General features: G+C 41.1%; 15 protein-coding genes. 12 read left to right on the top strand and 3 right to left on the bottom strand.

Annotated elements, in window-relative coordinates; all coding sequences use genetic code 11:
- Positions 1–7 precede the first annotated feature (7 nt).
- The 12 genes from asp1 (at position 8) to radC (ending at position 14,000) form a co-directional block, all read left to right on the top strand.
- A complete protein-coding gene (gene asp1 / locus G575_RS0101520) occupies positions 8–1,588 on the top strand; it encodes an accessory Sec system protein Asp1 (protein ID WP_027971168.1) in 1,581 nt (526 codons plus the stop codon).
- A gap of 1 nt (position 1,589) precedes the next feature.
- Entirely contained in the window at positions 1,590–3,164 is a 1,575-nt protein-coding gene (gene asp2, locus G575_RS0101515) for an accessory Sec system protein Asp2 (protein ID WP_027971167.1), read from the top strand.
- The gene (gene asp3 / locus G575_RS10910) at positions 3,164–3,715 is read left to right on the top strand and encodes an accessory Sec system protein Asp3 (protein WP_051176863.1); all 552 of its coding nucleotides are present in this window, start codon (positions 3,164–3,166) and stop codon (positions 3,713–3,715) included. The genes asp2 and asp3 overlap by 1 nt, the downstream gene beginning before the upstream one ends.
- The gene (gene secA2 / locus G575_RS0101505) at positions 3,712–6,123 is read left to right on the top strand and encodes an accessory Sec system translocase SecA2 (protein ID WP_027971166.1); all 2,412 of its coding nucleotides are present in this window, start codon (positions 3,712–3,714) and stop codon (positions 6,121–6,123) included. The genes asp3 and secA2 overlap by 4 nt, the downstream gene beginning before the upstream one ends.
- Before the next feature lie 19 nt (positions 6,124–6,142).
- Positions 6,143–6,310, top strand: a complete 168-nt coding sequence (locus tag G575_RS12265; RefSeq protein WP_169365883.1) for a hypothetical protein — start codon at positions 6,143–6,145, stop codon at positions 6,308–6,310.
- Positions 6,311–6,677: 367 nt separating this feature from the next.
- Positions 6,678–7,637 (top strand): polysaccharide pyruvyl transferase family protein, encoded by a 960-nt coding sequence (locus tag G575_RS0101495; RefSeq protein WP_027971165.1) that lies wholly within the window; start codon positions 6,678–6,680, stop codon positions 7,635–7,637.
- 118 nt (positions 7,638–7,755) lie between these two features.
- Positions 7,756–8,805 carry an LLM class flavin-dependent oxidoreductase gene (locus G575_RS0101490; protein WP_027971164.1) on the top strand — a complete coding sequence of 350 codons (1,050 nt, stop codon included), beginning with the start codon at positions 7,756–7,758 and terminating at the stop codon, positions 8,803–8,805.
- Positions 8,806–9,082: 277 nt separating this feature from the next.
- The gene (locus tag G575_RS0101485) at positions 9,083–10,021 is read left to right on the top strand and encodes an alpha/beta fold hydrolase (protein WP_211218379.1); all 939 of its coding nucleotides are present in this window, start codon (positions 9,083–9,085) and stop codon (positions 10,019–10,021) included.
- Positions 10,022–10,066: 45 nt separating this feature from the next.
- Complete coding sequence (locus tag G575_RS0101480) at positions 10,067–12,226, top strand: Tex family protein (protein ID WP_027971162.1); 2,160 nt, start codon at positions 10,067–10,069, stop codon at positions 12,224–12,226.
- Positions 12,213–12,650, top strand: coding sequence for a SprT family protein (locus G575_RS0101475; RefSeq protein ID WP_027971161.1), 438 nt, complete (start codon positions 12,213–12,215; stop codon positions 12,648–12,650). The genes G575_RS0101480 and G575_RS0101475 overlap by 14 nt, the downstream gene beginning before the upstream one ends.
- Positions 12,651–12,910: 260 nt before the next feature.
- Positions 12,911–13,180 carry a PspC domain-containing protein gene (locus G575_RS0101470; protein ID WP_027971160.1) on the top strand — a complete coding sequence of 90 codons (270 nt, stop codon included), beginning with the start codon at positions 12,911–12,913 and terminating at the stop codon, positions 13,178–13,180.
- Between the two features lie 139 nt (positions 13,181–13,319).
- Entirely contained in the window at positions 13,320–14,000 is a 681-nt protein-coding gene (radC, locus tag G575_RS0101465; protein ID WP_027971159.1) for a RadC family protein, read from the top strand.
- On the opposite strand, the gene G575_RS0101460 is transcribed toward radC, so the two are convergent.
- From G575_RS0101460 to G575_RS0101450, 3 genes are all read right to left on the bottom strand, one after another.
- On the bottom strand, positions 13,997–14,698 hold the full coding sequence (locus tag G575_RS0101460) for a gamma-glutamyl-gamma-aminobutyrate hydrolase family protein (protein WP_027971158.1): 702 nt from the start codon (positions 14,696–14,698) through the stop codon (positions 13,997–13,999). The two genes, radC and G575_RS0101460, sit on opposite strands and share 4 nt — an antisense overlap.
- 53 nt (positions 14,699–14,751) lie before the next feature.
- Entirely contained in the window at positions 14,752–15,393 is a 642-nt protein-coding gene (locus tag G575_RS0101455; protein ID WP_037622435.1) for a redox-sensing transcriptional repressor Rex, read from the bottom strand.
- 96 nt (positions 15,394–15,489) lie between these two features.
- Positions 15,490–15,837: a DUF1831 domain-containing protein gene (locus tag G575_RS0101450; RefSeq protein WP_027971156.1), complete on the bottom strand. Its 348-nt coding sequence runs from the start codon at positions 15,835–15,837 to the stop codon at positions 15,490–15,492.
- Positions 15,838–15,844: the final 7 nt, after the last annotated feature.

The raw sequence follows: 15,844 nt of genomic DNA, 5'->3' as shown, positions 1-15,844 counted from the left end.
AGTATCTATGTATTATTTAGTACCTTCTTGGTATGGAAAAGAACGCCCCTATTATCAAGAGAGCCCACTTTGGTTTCGTGTTTTTGAACGGATGTCATTTGATGACACGATTAATCACTATCAAATTTTCAAAAGGGGTGGCGAAGAGACTTGTCTTTTAACCTTTACTTATCAACCTCAACTTCGTTATTTTTTTCATAAGCAGGATATGGTAGGGGCTAGGTACTGGTCATTTTTTGATGATATTCAAAACATCACAGCAACAGAGACTAAGGCTATTGATTATCAAAAGTTGAAATGGGAAAAAGGCATTTCTTTTATTTATAACCCTTTTACCGTTATTGCTGTTGTAGAGGATGAAGTTAGAGCTAGAATTCATTTTGCTGAGAATGGCAATCTCTTGTTAATTGAATGGTTAGAAGAAGGCAGTCAGCGCTACACCTACTTGTTTGACGATAGAGGCTTTTTATCTAGTATTATTTATTTCGATGAGAAGCAAAATAAAACGCATCAGGACTATCTTAATCCTCGAGGCGTTTGGCAAATAAGAGAGTTTTTTACAGGTGATGAGGAATCAATCATCGTCAATCCAGATGCGGACAAGCGTTTTGAAAAGGAAGCTTACACCAGTTGGAAGGAGCTCTTAGAAGAACGTCTTCGCAAGTTTAAAGTCAAATATGTCTCTGAGGCAGATAGTTTTATTGTAGCTGCTAATGTCGAGCATAATGATTTTTTGCTCAAACTTTTTGCCAAAAGTAGTATGGCCTTCTCCTTTTTTGGAGGCAGAGAAGATTTGGGAGATTTGGAAGCTTGGATTCCTACTCTAGTGAATGCAAAGTTGCTGATTGTTGATACAGAGAGCAGTGAGCAGACTTTACGTCAGTATATTTCAAAGGTCAATCATCCAGAGATGCTAGATAAGGTATCTCGCATTTCACCATTTGATACGCGCTTGCGACTGGGGCATAGTCAGTATATCAAGGAATTGTTGCTTTATTTTTTCATAGACAACATTCCCAGAACAGAGCTCTATCAGGCTATAAGCCTTCTCTTACCCCTTATGGCAAGGCAGGAAAAGTTGCAACTAAAATTAGTGACCTTTGAGACCAGTAACAATTTACAAGAGATCGAAAAGGTGATTAGGGAGCAAATCATCACTCACTACCCTATTGAACAGTTTATGGTGCCTGTGGAAGAAGAGGATGAAAACAAAGTTGATCAGCCAACGGAAATGACGTTTAAATCTATTTTTTTAGAACGATTCAGCAATGAAAATCACATTATAGCGGCCCTGGATAAGGCACGACTTATTATTGATTTAGGTCTCGTTCCGGATCCTTATACGCAAATTGCAGGAATTTCGGCAGGAGTTCCCCAAATTAATCGTGTTAAGACCGAGTATGTGGACCATTTAAAAAATGGTTGGGTATTAGAAGATTTAGACAAGTTACCTGAGGCAATCAGCTATTATGTCGATGGTCTTGCCAATTGGAATGCCGCTCTTGTTTATGCGGTTCAAAAAATGTCAGATTATACCAGTGGGCGTATTTTGGCGGAATGGAAAAACTTGCTGAATAAAGGAGATTAGTGTGGAGTTACTACAGATAGGTTCAGAAGATTGGGTGTCATCATTTGATGCTCCAGAAGGGGTCAATTGGCACTATACCCCTATCGAAAACCTTGAACAATACCTTGAAAAACTGAAAGAAGAAAAGTTGGCCAAAATCTTGCCGAATCTCTTGCCTGATCAAGAAGTACCTACCATTAAACTCCACTTTGGTGCGGTATTTTTGACAGACTTCGTAGAAGAAAAGGATTTAGAAATCTTAGGCCCTTGTTTTGAAGCCTATACTATTTTTTACGATAATAGCTTTGACATTGATGAGTCACACTATCAAGGAGTTTACCGTAGAAAGCGTCCTCAAAAATGTCATTTTGAAGGTAGCCGTTTAGAGAAGATTGCCCACTTGACACGTCTTTGTTTTTCTGGTCAATATGGTGCCAAACTAAAGTTGGGAGATATTGATATTTCCCCACAATTTGAAGGTCATATCAGTTATGAGGGGAATATTCGGGTCAATCTAGAAGGAGACTTTGGCGAAACATTTTCTCCCCTTTTTACCTATCGTTATAATTTACCTCATTTTTCCATGGTTTTAGACCTCTTTCAAGAACACACGAAACGTGGTGCTTGTCAGTTTCAAATGCGGATTACTCCTTTTGTTCGCGGTAGTGTTTACGAACGCCTGGAAACCATTATTGTTAATCAGGCAGCTATGGAGGATATCTACCGATTGGAGCCCGTAGATAATGCAGGTTTTTACTGCATATCGATTTGGGCCAAAGGTCAAGGTCTGCTGAGTTTTGGGCATCTGCATTGGCGCTATTCCAGAGAAGGCTATGGGCATTTGGTCTTGGGAGGTCAACGGATTTGTGACTCTAGAAACCAAGAAGCCCTGATTTATTTTAATCCTGGTGATTTAAAACCGCCTTTGAATGTTTACTTTTCGGGTTACCGTCCAGCAGAAGGGTTTGAAGGGTTTGGTATGATGAAATCGCTGAAGTGCCCCTTTGTTTTGGTGGCGGACCCACGCATAGAAGGTGGTGGCTTTTATATTGGTAGTCCAGAATATGAAAAAGCTATTGCAGATAAACTTCAAGAAGCCTTAGACTACCTAGGTTTTACCAATAAACAGCTGATTTTATCAGGCATGTCCATGGGAAGTTTTGGTGCTCTATATTATGCCTCAAGATTATTACCCCATAGTGTCATTGTCAATAAGCCTTTTACAAACTTAGGGGATGTTGTCGACCGGATGCCTCTTCACCGACCTAACGAATTTGAAACGATTGGGGATATTTTGATGAATAATACAGGTGGCAGTGGTAAAGAGCAAGTCAAAGTACTCAATGATAAATTCTGGTCTGCTTTTAAGCCGGCAGACTTTTCCCATACAGAATTTGCCATTGCTTACATGGAGCACGATGATTATGATAATAGGGCGGCCTATAAACTTGTTGATTATTTTGCAGAAAAAAGTGTGCATATTGTTACCAAAGGCTACCCAGGTCGCCACAACGACAATAGTAGAGCAGTTAATAACTGGTTGTTAGAACAGTTTGTACAGACCTTGAAAAGAGATTTTGGGAGAATATTTGATTAATGGAAAAAGAATTACTAGTCTCTTTAGAGTGGGATAAAGTCAGAGGAACCCAGAATTACCTGTACGGGAGCAGGATTGACTTTCACGAACAGGGAGTTCGCTTTTTTAATCCCTATTTAGCTTCTGGAAAAGCGATTAAAACTTACCATTCTCAAACCAACTATCAAGGGTTAAGGATCCATCCAGAGCTTCCGGTTTTAGAGCCAGGAGCTAACTATTTACTCTATTTTGACTTGCCATCAGTTCCTGAGAACCGCATCTATCTGGAGTTTGACTGTCGCGATCGTCAGGGACAAAGATTACAAGAAATCATTATTCGCTATTCAGGAGAGCGTTTTGCCTTTCCAGAACAGGCCTATACCTACCGTTTAATGGTTCGCTCTGCAGGATGCCAAAATGTTGATTTTCGTAGCATCAAGATTTATAAGGAAAAGAAGCTTCAGCTTTTGACTGTTGGATCAGCTCCTGTAAAGGATTTACCCTTAGACCAGATGCCAAGTCCTCTACACTTGGTTGCTCCCTTGTTAGATACTAAAGACAATATCATATGACACATAGACAAAAAAATAGTTTTTTAAACCGCATACGTTTGCGACGCTTAAGGAAAATACTTAAACAAATAAATGCCTTAGCAGATACCGTAGCAGGATTAAGTGATCAGGACCTACAAGGAAAAACACAGGAATTTAAGGAGCGTTTGGCTAAAGGAGAAACCCTAGATGATCTTTTGGTAGAAGCCTATGCAGTGATGCGAGAGGCTGATAAACGGGTTTTAGGGCTTTACCCCTTTGATGTGCAAGTTTTGGGAGGCATTGCACTCCACAAAGGAATGATTGCTGAAATGAAGACAGGAGAAGGTAAGACATTGACAGCTACTTTACCTCTCTACCTTAATGCCCTTTCAGGAAAAGGAGCTATTTTAGTGACCACCAATCCTTATCTGGCCTGTCGTGATGCCAAAGAATTGGGGCCTGTTTACAAATGGATGGGATTGAGCCTTAGTGTTGGTGTAGAGGATGAAGGAGACCTTCTGGACAACAAAGAAGAGGTCTCTGGAGAGAAGAAAAAACGAAAAGACATTTACCAGGCAGATATTACCTATACAACAGCTAGTAGCTTGGGTTTTGACTATTTGGTTGATAACTTAGCTACTGCAGAAAATGAAAAATTTTTAAGACCCTTTAACTTTGTTATTGTCGATGAAGCAGATGCTGTTCTTTTGGACAATGCCCAAACCCCTTTGATTATTGCAGGATCTCCGCGTGTCCAGTCAAATATGTATTCACCAGTTGACCAATTTGTGAGAACCCTCGTTCGGGATAGGGAATATTATCTAGATAAAACAGATAAAGTGGTGTATTTGACCGATGAAGGAGCAGCCTATGCTCAGCGTTATTTCAATATTGATAAGCTTTACTCTGAAAAACATTTTGAGCTCAATCGTCACATCAACTTAGCACTTCGAGCCCACCATATCTACCAAAAAAATACCGATTACGTCGTTTTGGATAATGAAGTTTGTCTCTTAGACAATCGTTCAGGTCGTGTCTTAGAAGGCATGAAACTGCAATCAGGTCTTCATCAGGCTATTGAAGTCAAAGAAAGTGTGAAAATTAGTAAAGACATGCGTGCAGTGGCCTCGGTTACTTTTCAAAGTCTTTTTAACATGTTTCCCAAGTTATCTGGCATGACAGGAACGGCTAAAACAGCAGATGCAGAATTGATTGCAACCTATCGCCTTCCCGTTGTTGTTATACCGACTAATCTGCCGATTCAGCGTATCGATTATCCAGATAAGATCTACCTGACCTTGCCTGAAAAATTAGAGGCAACCATTGATTATGTTAAAACCTACCATGCTAGAAGGCAGCCGATTTTGCTGATTTCAGGAACGGTCAATATTGCTGAAATCTATTCCCAGCTCTTGTTACAGGAGGGGATTCCTCATAATGTTTTGACAGCCAAAAACATCGCTAAAGAAGCAGATATTATTGCAGAAGCAGGGCAAATAGGAGCCGTTACCGTTGCCACCTCTTTAGCAGGACGCGGGACAGACATTAAGTTAGGTCAAGGGGTTAGGGAATTAGGAGGACTTGTTGTCGTTGGGACCGAACGGATGGAAAATAGACGCGTGGACTGGCAGTTACGCGGTCGTTCTGGAAGGCAAGGCGATCCAGGTCATAGTCAATTTTTTGTATCACTGGAAGATGAGTTGATGATTCAACATGGCCCACAGTGGGCTAAACGCTATTTTGAAAAATATCAGACTAAGCAAGCTAAGGGTTATGGCAAAGAATTGCGAAAGAGACGATTCCAACGGGCACTTAACCAAGCGCAAGATAAAAGCGAAGATAATGGCAAAGTGGCTCGAGGAACCACTGTTAATTTCGAGCGAAGCTTACAAGTACAGCGCCAAAAGGTCTATGCTCTCAGAGATAGCTTAATTTATGCTGATTGCCCCTTGTCAGAGAGAATTGATGGCATCGTTGAATCTGCGATTGATAGATATCTCGGAGAACACCCACAGCTAACTTTGGAAGTCTTACGTCGGTTTATTTTAGAAAATTATAATTACCGATTTAAAGCCTTTCCTAAAGATTTTGCTGTTTCTAATGCTACAGACATCAAAAATTTACTGTGGCAGCTCTATAAAAAGGAAATGACACGAAAAATTCAGTTGCTAGGCACGATTGAAAAACTGGAGGAATTCTATCGCCTGTCCGTTCTAAAAGCCATAGATACTTGCTGGGTAGAAGAGGTAGACCACCTACAACAGCTCAAAAACTCAGTGCTGTTGCGTCAAATTGCTCAGTTAGATGCGATTCAGGAGTTTAATCGAGAAGCCTTAGATTCTTATAATGCTCTAGAGAAAGAATTAAAGCACCTGATTGTTCGAAATCTCATGCTAAGCAGTATCACAGGAGATAAAGACAAAGGCTTTTCCATTTATTACGTCTAGAGGATAAAAAGGAGACAGAATGACCAAGAAAAATGCTTTGCTAGAAGAAGATACTTTGGCCAAAATACAAGAAGAGCGCTATGTGAAACCTGTAAAACAAAAGGGGCGTCGCTCGATCTTTTACTTGACTGTTGTCGTTTTGATTACCCTGTCAGTTCTTTTTTCTCTCTTAAGGTATTTGGGGTAATCCTAGCCTTTAAAGAGAAGAACGACGATGACAGAAGGCGTGTTTGTCAGTACATAAAGAAATGCTGGTTCTTTAGAAACACATCGCTGGTTATCAGACCTTCTTATCTTGTCATAAAGGACGGATGAAAGGTTATACAAGGCTTACGGAGAAAGAGGCCATAAGAGTCACAGATGGCAGTGTCTTGCAATAGTGACACTCAAGGAAGAGCGCTGGAAACATCTTGTAGCGTCTGATAAATGGGACAAGAAACCTATAGAAAAATCGCTCTGTTTTGAGCGGAATGAGCAGTAGTATTTTTCTGTTCCTCAGCAGGGCACTTTGCTAACTGTTTTGACAAACTTAATGAGAGAAAGAATATAACACAATGACCAAATACGCTTTATTTACTTATTCCACTTCAAATATCGGGGATGATATCCAGTCATTGGCAGCGAAGCGTTTCTTGCCTGAAGTTGATTATTACATTAATCGTGATTATATGACGGATTTCCGTCCTGAAACAGATGAGCCTATTAAACTCATCATGAATGGTTGGTATTCCCACAGGCCACAACATTTTCCACCGCAAATCGCTAACTTAGACCCGCTGTTAATTTCAGCGTATATTGACGACTCTGTCAAAGAAGCTTTTTCGCGTCCTGAAATGATAGCATTTTTCCGTCAGTTTGGACCTGTAGGGGCTAGAAGTAAAGATACCGAAGCTTTTTTAGAAGACCTAGGGATTGACCATTACCTTTCGGCATGTTTGACACTGACCTTAAAGCCAGAACCACATATTCCAAAGCAAGATTTTATTTTAGCGATTGATCTGCCAAACGCTGTTTTTGATAAGGTGGAAAGGGAGGCTCATTTGCCCGTTATCCGTATGGGGGTCGATATTGCTCACAGGTACATGACGCCGACAAGACGGCTTAAGTTAGCTCAATATTACCTCTATCTCTATCAGTCAGCCCGATTTGTCATTACGACTCGCTTACATGGGACCTTGCCTTGTTTGGCTCTAGGAACGCCTGTGCTTAATATCGAGCAACCAGGGTTTGAACCTGGACGTTTCGAAGGTCTTCGCGAGCTTGCTAATCACATGACAGAAGAGACGTTTTTAGCTGGCAATTATGATATTAATAATCCCTTGCCTAATCCCGATGCCTACCTCCCTCTTCAGCAAGAGTTGGAGAGCCGCGTTCAGACCTTTACAGGTTTCAAATCCAATCAAGGCTTCCTAGATGGGATGGCAATCCAAGATTTTCTCAGAGATCCCGAACTTATTCAGTCCATTGTCACAGGGCTTTGGACGGGCTGTCAGTTTTATGGCGTGACACGTTAAACCGCAAGACACTAGTAGGAGCTGGTGTCTTTTTATCCGACCTTTTGAGCAAAACACTTGCTTTTATTACTAACTAGTGATAATATACCACTATAAACAAAGAAGGAAGGCAATAAAAATGACAATAGAACTTGGCATATCAACCTTTGGAGAAACAACTCCTCTTGAGAAAACAGGACAGGTGATTTCTCACGACGAACGCATTCGCAACATGATTGAAGAAATTGAGTTGGCAGATGCTGTTGGCTTGGATATCTATGCTGTTGGTGAGCATCATCGTGAGGATTTTGCAGTATCGGCGCCAGAAATCATTTTAGCCGCAGGAGCTGTTAATACTAAACACATTCGTTTATCCAGCGCGGTGACCATTTTGTCCTCAATTGACCCTGTCAGAGTTTACCAGCAATATGCCACAATTGATGCTTTGTCAAATGGCAGAGCGGAGATTATGGCTGGGCGAGGCTCTTTTATCGAATCTTTTCCACTTTTTGGATACGATTTGGCAGACTACGAAGAGCTTTTTGATGAAAAATTAGACATGCTCCTAACCATTCGAGAACAAACCAACCTCAAATGGAAAGGGAAGCATACGCAATCTGTAGACAATCGCCCTGTCTACCCTCGTGCAGTTCAAGAAAATTTCCCGGTATGGGTTGCGACAGGAGGGAATATTGACTCGACTGTTCGCATTGCAGAGCAAGGGCTTCCTATCGCCTACGCCACTATTGGAGGAAACCCAAAAGCCTTCCGACAATTAGTACGCATTTATAAAGAAATTGGAAATCGACATGGCCATGCCCCTGAACAGCTCAAAGTGGCGGCACATTCTTGGGGATGGATTGCAGATGACACAGAACAAGCGATTACAGATTATTATTACCCTACCAAACAAGTCGTAGACAATATCAGCAAAGACCGTCCGCATTGGCGTGAGTTGAGCTATGAGGACTATCTTAAGTCGGTGGGACCAGACGGTGCAATGTTTGTCGGTGATCCAGATTATGTGGCGAACAAGATCATTCAAATCATTGAAGACTTAGAGTTAGACCGCTTCATGCTCCATTTGCCAGTGGGCTCCATGCCACATCAAGAAACTCTGAAGGCTATTCGATTATTTGGTGAACAAGTCGCTCCAAAAGTTAGAGCGCATTTTGAAGGGAAGAAATAAAGTCTGACGCAAGAAGAAAATGTTGCTTTCAGAAATCATATTTTCAATATTAACATCCGTTTTTGATTGAAAAAAGTGATATAATAGCTTTGAAAATGAGGGATTACCCCCGTTAAAGTGTAAGTTTTATAGAAATATTTTGAAAAAATGCATGTAACTAGAAAATAGTTGCATGCATTTTTTCATACCTACGACGTGCGTCTGACGAAGATGGTCTTGTAGCCAGTAGCCATCTGTGATACAATGAGGGATAAAAACTGTTATCATAGGGAAGTTGATGATGAAAAAATTAGGGAAAATCATTCTTATTTTTTTGGTGCTGGTATTGATGTTATTCTGTTATCATGTCTGGTCTAGTGACAAGGAGCAAACCTTGTTGAAGCCCATGGGAAATAGGGTTGACGTAGCTGGTCAAAAAATGTCAGTTTATACGGAGGGAAACGGAGACGTCACCTTAGTTTTTTTATCAGGAGCAGGGACAGCATCACCTATTTTGGATTTTAAAGACCTCTATAGTCTATTATTTAAACATTATCGGATCGTCGTTGTTGAGCGTTTTGGCTATGGATTTAGCGATGATAGCACCCGTTCACGAGAGTTACCAACTTTGTTATCCGACACGCGTCAAGCACTTTCTCAAGCAAAGATTTCAGGTCCCTATGTCTTAGTAGCCCATTCAATGTCTAGTCTTGAAGCCCTCTATTGGGCACAATATTATCCTAAGGAAGTCACAGCTATCATCGGCCTTGATTTTGCACTTCCCGAAAGCTATGCCAATCTTCAAGTCAATCTCTCACTCTTGTCATTAGGGAAAGTGGCAAAAAATCTTGGCTTTAGCCGGCTAGTTCCAGAGCATGTCTATGTGAAAAATACGAAGCTGACAGAATCCGAAAAGGAACTTTATCAAGCAATTTTTCATCAAAAAATCCTTTCAACAGCCATGCTCAATGAAACTAAAGCTATCAAGGGAAATGTAGCCTTGGTTAGTCGCTTGAGACCTCCTCAGCAGCCCATACTTTTGTTAACCTCAAATGGTCAAGGTACGAGTTTTTCTAAGGAAGAGTGGCGGGCTTATGCTCTAGATTTTGCAAATCAACTGACAGATGCCACTGTCATCACTTATGATGCACCTCACTATTTCTATCATGACAAAAGTCAAGAAGTTGCCTTACAAATATCGCAATTTTTGCTCGAAAAAACCAGCCAAAGTCCTTAACTGATATAAGGGCTTTTTAGCTTGTAATATGCTATAATAATCATTATGGAAAATCAAAATCTAACACCAATTGCCCTAGAGCTAGGGCTATCTGAAGACCAAGTTGAACAGGTACTCGTCCTGACTGCCGAAGGAAATACGATTCCTTTTATTGCTCGCTATCGCAAAGAAAAGACAGGTAATCTTGATGAGGTTGCTATTAAGGCGATTATTGATTTAGACAAGTCCATGACGGCGTTGTCTGATCGTAAAGCTACTGTTTTAGCCAAAATCGAAGAGCAAGGAAAGCTGACGGATCAACTCAAGCAAGCGATAGAAGAGGCTCAAAAACTGGCTGATGTAGAGGAACTCTACCTCCCTTATAAAGAAAAACGTCGCACAAAAGGAACAATCGCTCGCGAAGCAGGGCTTTTCCCCTTGGCTCGCCTCATTTTGCAAAATGTGCCTGCACTTGAAAAAGAAGCGGAGTCATTTATCACAGAAGGATTTGAGACAGCTGAAAAGGCTTTGGCTGGCGCTTGTGATATTTTATCTGAAGCACTTGCAGAAGATGTCAAACTCCGTTCATGGACTTACAACGACATTTGGACCAATAGTCTTTTGCAATCAGGGCTTAAAAATCAAGACGAAGATGATAAGCAAGTCTTTAAACTCTACTATGACTTTTCAGAAAAAGTCACAAGATTACAAGGCTATCAAGTCCTAGCACTCAATCGTGGAGAGAAATTAGGCATTCTAAAGATTGCTTTTGACCACAATTTTGAGAAAATGACGCGTTTTTATGAGGCACGTTTTAAGGAGAAAAATGACTACATCAAGCGTTTCGTCCAAGATGCCCTTAAAAAGAAAATCGTTCCAGCCATGGAGCGTCGTATTCGTACCGAATTATCTGAAATGGCAGAAGATGGGGCTATCGCCCTCTTCTCAGAAAACCTAAGGAATCTTCTGCTTATCGCTCCTTTAAAAGGGAAGATGGTGCTAGGTTTTGACCCGGCTTTTCGTACGGGTGCGAAGCTTGCAGTGGTTGATCAGACAGGAAAACTCATGGAGACAAAGGTTATCTACCCTGTTGCTCCAGCTAGTCAAGCAAAGATTGCTCAGGCAAAAAACGACTTAGCCGACTTAATCCGTCAGTATCGCATCGAGATCATTGCCATCGGTAATGGTACCGCTAGTCGCGAATCAGAAAGTTTCGTGGCAGAAGTGCTAAAAGACTTTCCTGAGACCTCTTATGTCATTGTCAATGAAAGCGGTGCTTCGGTCTACTCTGCCTCAGAATTAGCCAGACAGGAATTTCCAGACTTGACCGTTGAAAAACGCTCAGCGATTTCTATCGCTAGACGGTTACAAGACCCACTGGCAGAACTGGTTAAGATTGACCCTAAATCAATCGGCGTTGGTCAATACCAGCATGATGTCAGCCAGAAAAAATTGGCTGAAAACCTAGACTTTGTGGTTGATACGGTGGTTAACCAGGTTGGTGTCAATGTCAATACGGCTAGTTCCGCCCTCTTGTCTCACGTAGCAGGCCTCAATAAGACTATTTCAGAGAATATCGTCAAATACCGTGAGGAAAATGGGCAAATCAGCTCTCGTGCGGAAATCAAAAAAGTCCCTCGTTTAGGGGCAAAAGCCTTTGAACAGGCGGCAGGTTTCTTGCGCATTCCAGGGGCTAAAAATATTTTGGACAACACAGGTGTTCATCCAGAATCTTATCCTGCTGTTAAAGCCTTGCTAGCTAAGTTAGATATCGTAGTTTTGGATGACAGCAGCAATACCAAGCTCCAATCGGTCGATGTGGCGAACATGGCTACTGAACTTGGTCTAGGGCAGGAAACTTTATCTGACATCATTGCGGATTTACTGAAGCCAGGTCGCGATTTACGGGATGATTTTGAGGCTCCTGTCCTTCGTCAGGATGTGCTAGACGTCAAAGATTTGCAGCTTGGTCAGGAGTTGCAAGGAACCGTAAGGAATGTTGTTGATTTTGGAGCTTTTGTTGATATTGGCGTGCATGAGGATGGTCTCATTCACCAGTCTCGGATGGTTAAACGCCAGCGCGACAAAAATGGTCATCCAAAAGCCTATCCGCATCCAAGCGAGGTCTTGTCGGTTGGTGATATTGTCACGGTTTGGGTGGTAGAGCTGGACCTTGATCGTAATCGTATAGGCCTTAGCCTCTTAAAACCAAATGGATTTGACTAATTACGTTAAAGAAGTATCAAGGCTGGACTTTGGCTGGGAATTTCGGCATCGTGCTTATTGGAACAAGCGTTTAAGAAGTACAGGTGGCCGCTTTTTTCCAAAAGATGGGCATCTGGATTTTAACCCAAAGGTTTTGGAGGAGCACGGGCTTGAGGTTTTCCGAAAAATTGTCAGGCACGAGCTTTGCCATTATCACCTCTACTATCAGCGCAAGGGATACAAGCATGCTGACCGCAATTTTAAGGATTTATTAGCACAGGTCGATGGATTGCGCCATGTCCCAGCTTCAGCAGAAACATCTTATCGCTATACTTATCTTTGCCAATCCTGTGGACAGCTTTATCGCAGGCAACGTCGCATTGACACCAAAAAATACCGTTGCGGTGTCTGCCGAGGAGGCTTATATCTGAAAAATCAGTCCTAGGACTGATTTTTTGGCTTCATTATGGAGCAACTAAGGAAAAGATAACCCCTTATGGCAATATTTATTTTCGATTAGTGGCTTTAACACCACTGTTTAAAGGCGTTTTGGTCTAGTTTTCTTTCAAATCATTAACCCGTCAGGACTAGTGTTATTAGAATCTTCTACTGATTGGTTTTTCTCAAAAATCAGTCGCAAGGCTGATTTCTTTTGGCATGAAGTCATGTAAAATAATCATATCAATCAATAGAGGAGGAGATTTCGTGGAACCTATTTTTTATAAAAAACGACAGGGGCAACTCTTAGCAGGAGTGTTATCAGGCCTATCCGATAAATTCCATTGGGATGTATCTCTAGTTCGTATTTTGACGGCAATATTCATGTATTTCTCCTTTGGTTTTGCTCTCTTTCTCTACATTGTTTTAGCGGTCTTTTTACCCTATAAAGAGGACGTTGATCGCGAACGTTATGGAACAGGACCGCGTCGTAGAAAAGACGCTAAGCCTATCCAAGACGATAAATGGTTTTTCTGATGTTATCTAATGAACAGGATAGGTAACATCACCCCCAACATTAGTCTCCTTATTTTATTTTTTGTCCCTTAAGTTCAGGAATTTTCTTGACTTAGGGGATTTTTTTGTCAGATAACGAATAGATAGGTAGGAGGTTGAGATGTATAGTATTCAGTTACAAAAAGAAGCCCTTCTCCCTAGAGAAAGATTAGTACTAGAGGGGGCTGAACGGTTAAGTAATCAAGAATTGCTAGCGATTTTGCTACGAACAGGAACTAAAAATGAGCATGTCCTGACGATAGCTGGTGCGATTTTAAATCGTCTTGATAGTTTAGCTGATTTGCGACAGCTTACGTTAGAAGAACTCAAAGACATTTCTGGCATTGGTCCAGTTAAATCGATTGAAATCAAAGCGATGATTGAACTAGCTAGTCGTATTCATAAAACGGATGTGCAGAGCTCAGAACGCATATTGTCCAGTAATGGTTTGGCTCGTCGGATGATGCTTGAATTGGGGGATAAAAAGCAAGAGCATGTGGTTGCACTCTACCTAGATACTCAGAATCGGATTATTGCTGAGAAAACAGTCTTTATAGGGACTGTCAGGCAGTCGATTGCAGAGCCTAGAGAGATTCTACATTATGCTTGTAAACATATGGCAACTTCCTTAATTATTGTCCATAATCATCCCTCAGGACTTGCTGAGCCAAGTAAAAATGACTTTCTCTTTACAGAGAAAATCAAACGTTCTTGTGAAGACCTTGGCGTCGTTTTTTTAGATCATCTGATTGTCGGACGGGATCAATACTATAGTTTTCGTGAAGAAACCGAACTTTGTTAGAGTTCATTGACAATGAAATGAAAGAGTTTTTTACTATGGTTCTTGTCGGTTTCAACCAATAATTCTGGGTGCCACTGGACACCAAGATAGGACATATGGTCATGACTTGATTCAACAGCTTCGATGATATGGTCACTAGGGGATTCAGCGACGACACGTAAACCAGGTGCCAACTCTTTGATGGCCTGGCGATGATAGGAATTAATGGAGCAGTTGTTTTCATAGATAGAAGCTAAGCGACTGTCTTTTTCGACCATCATGGTTTGAGTGACAATATTACCTTCTTCATCTTGCCAATGGTTAGGAATGTTTTGATGAAGACTGCCACCCAAGATAACATTCATCAGCTGCATGCCACGACAGACGGCAAAAATCGGTTTCTTTTGTGCCAGAGCTTCCTTGACTAGGGCAACTTCAAAGCGATCTCTCTCTTCTAAATAATCATCTTCTGCAAGGGGATCTTTTTCCTCGCCGTAGTACTTAGGATTGACATTTTGACCACCTGTTAGAATCAATTTATCAATCATATCAATGTAAGTTTTGGCTGTTTCAGGTTTATTGATTGGAATCATCAGTGGAAGGCCGCCGGCCTCAATAATTGCATTTGGAAATCCAGCAGGTGTATAAGACCAGGGGACTGCATCGAGATTGGTCTGTCTTTGGTTTGCGGCAATACCGATTATCATTTGTTTTGTCATGAGAATATCTTTCTAAAATTAAAAAAGAGAACCAGCCGAACGGGCTCTCTTTTTTAGTTGTCTTGGTGATTATTCATAAAGTAAAGGAGTGTCTGAAGTTCGCTAGTTAGGTCAACATATTGCACGATGACGTGATCTGGGACCTGAAGATTAATGGGTGAGAAACTCAGTATCCCACGAATACCAGCTTCGACCAAAATATCTGTGACTTCTTGTGCCTTGATGGAGGGAACGGTTAGGATAGCTGTCTCGATAGGAGAATCCTTCAGGCGTTCTTTGATAGAAGAAATCCCGTAGATGGGGATACCGTCGCTTGTTTGACTGCCCACCAGTTCATTATCATCCGTATCAAAGGCTAATGTAATTTGCATTTTATTACGATCATGGAAACGATAATGAAGGAGAGCACGTCCGATATTTCCAACCCCAACAAGCATAACATTAGTGGTCGAGTGGTCTCCTAAAAGATCAGCAAAAAAATCCATTAGTTTTCGGGTATCGTAGCCAAAGCCTCGTCGACCAAGTTCACCAAAATAAGAAAAATCTCGACGAACAGTTGCAGGATCAATCCCCATGGCGTCAGCGATTTGTTGGGAGCTAGCCTTCACAGTATTTTCAGAATGGAGACGTTTAAAAATACGATAGTAGAGAGCAAGGCGCTTTGCTGTTGCATTTGGAATTTGTTTTTCAAGCATGGTGTCCCTCTCTGATAATAGTTTCATTTTATGGATATTCATATTATAAAGAAAGTTTGTGAAAAATGCAACAAAAAATAAGAAACAGGCTGTCTCTTATTTTTCAGTCTTGGTAAAAATATCGCGCTCGACAAGGCTGTCCATTAAGAAGTAGAACTTGTCACGGATAATTTTATGCTCCTCTTTTTTAAAAATATTAACCAAGCGAAGACCAGATTTATCTGTAATGGTTAATTTGAAGCCTGTTAATGCTTTATTAATCGTGATTTTCAACGGAAAACCTTCTCCTGAATTTGGAACTTCTTCCAACAAACGGGTTAATTCATAGTTACCAATCTTAGTTGGCATGAAGGTGGTGTCACGAAGGGTATATTTTTTGATTTTTGGGCTAATAGCATAGCTAAACCGACAATCTGTTAAGTGAATTTCATGTTCAAAGGCCATAAATTTC

This window comes from Streptococcus plurextorum DSM 22810, assembly GCF_000423745.1.
In the GTDB taxonomy this organism is placed as follows: Bacteria; Bacillota; Bacilli; order Lactobacillales; family Streptococcaceae; genus Streptococcus; species Streptococcus plurextorum.
Note: the sequence above shows the minus strand (reverse complement) of the source record. Positions and strands in the feature narration are given on the sequence as shown.

What these genes read in the sequence shown, in the direction of transcription:
- asp1 (WP_027971168.1), top strand. Translation starts at nt 8, where the DNA reads ATGTATTATTTAGTACCTTCTTGGTATGGAAAAGAACGCCCCTATTAT.
- G575_RS0101485 (WP_211218379.1), top strand. Translation starts at nt 9,083, where the DNA reads ATGATGAAAAAATTAGGGAAAATCATTCTTATTTTTTTGGTGCTGGTA.
- G575_RS0101490 (WP_027971164.1), top strand. Translation starts at nt 7,756, where the DNA reads ATGACAATAGAACTTGGCATATCAACCTTTGGAGAAACAACTCCTCTT.
- G575_RS12265 (WP_169365883.1), top strand. Translation starts at nt 6,143, where the DNA reads ATGACCAAGAAAAATGCTTTGCTAGAAGAAGATACTTTGGCCAAAATA.
- radC (WP_027971159.1), top strand. Translation starts at nt 13,320, where the DNA reads ATGTATAGTATTCAGTTACAAAAAGAAGCCCTTCTCCCTAGAGAAAGA.
- secA2 (WP_027971166.1), top strand. Translation starts at nt 3,712, where the DNA reads ATGACACATAGACAAAAAAATAGTTTTTTAAACCGCATACGTTTGCGA.
- G575_RS0101475 (WP_027971161.1), top strand. Translation starts at nt 12,213, where the DNA reads ATGGATTTGACTAATTACGTTAAAGAAGTATCAAGGCTGGACTTTGGC.
- G575_RS0101495 (WP_027971165.1), top strand. Translation starts at nt 6,678, where the DNA reads ATGACCAAATACGCTTTATTTACTTATTCCACTTCAAATATCGGGGAT.
- G575_RS0101450 (WP_027971156.1), bottom strand. Translation starts at nt 15,837, where the DNA reads ATGGCCTTTGAACATGAAATTCACTTAACAGATTGTCGGTTTAGCTAT.
- G575_RS0101460 (WP_027971158.1), bottom strand. Translation starts at nt 14,698, where the DNA reads ATGACAAAACAAATGATAATCGGTATTGCCGCAAACCAAAGACAGACC.
- asp3 (WP_051176863.1), top strand. Translation starts at nt 3,164, where the DNA reads ATGGAAAAAGAATTACTAGTCTCTTTAGAGTGGGATAAAGTCAGAGGA.
- G575_RS0101455 (WP_037622435.1), bottom strand. Translation starts at nt 15,393, where the DNA reads ATGCTTGAAAAACAAATTCCAAATGCAACAGCAAAGCGCCTTGCTCTC.
- G575_RS0101480 (WP_027971162.1), top strand. Translation starts at nt 10,067, where the DNA reads ATGGAAAATCAAAATCTAACACCAATTGCCCTAGAGCTAGGGCTATCT.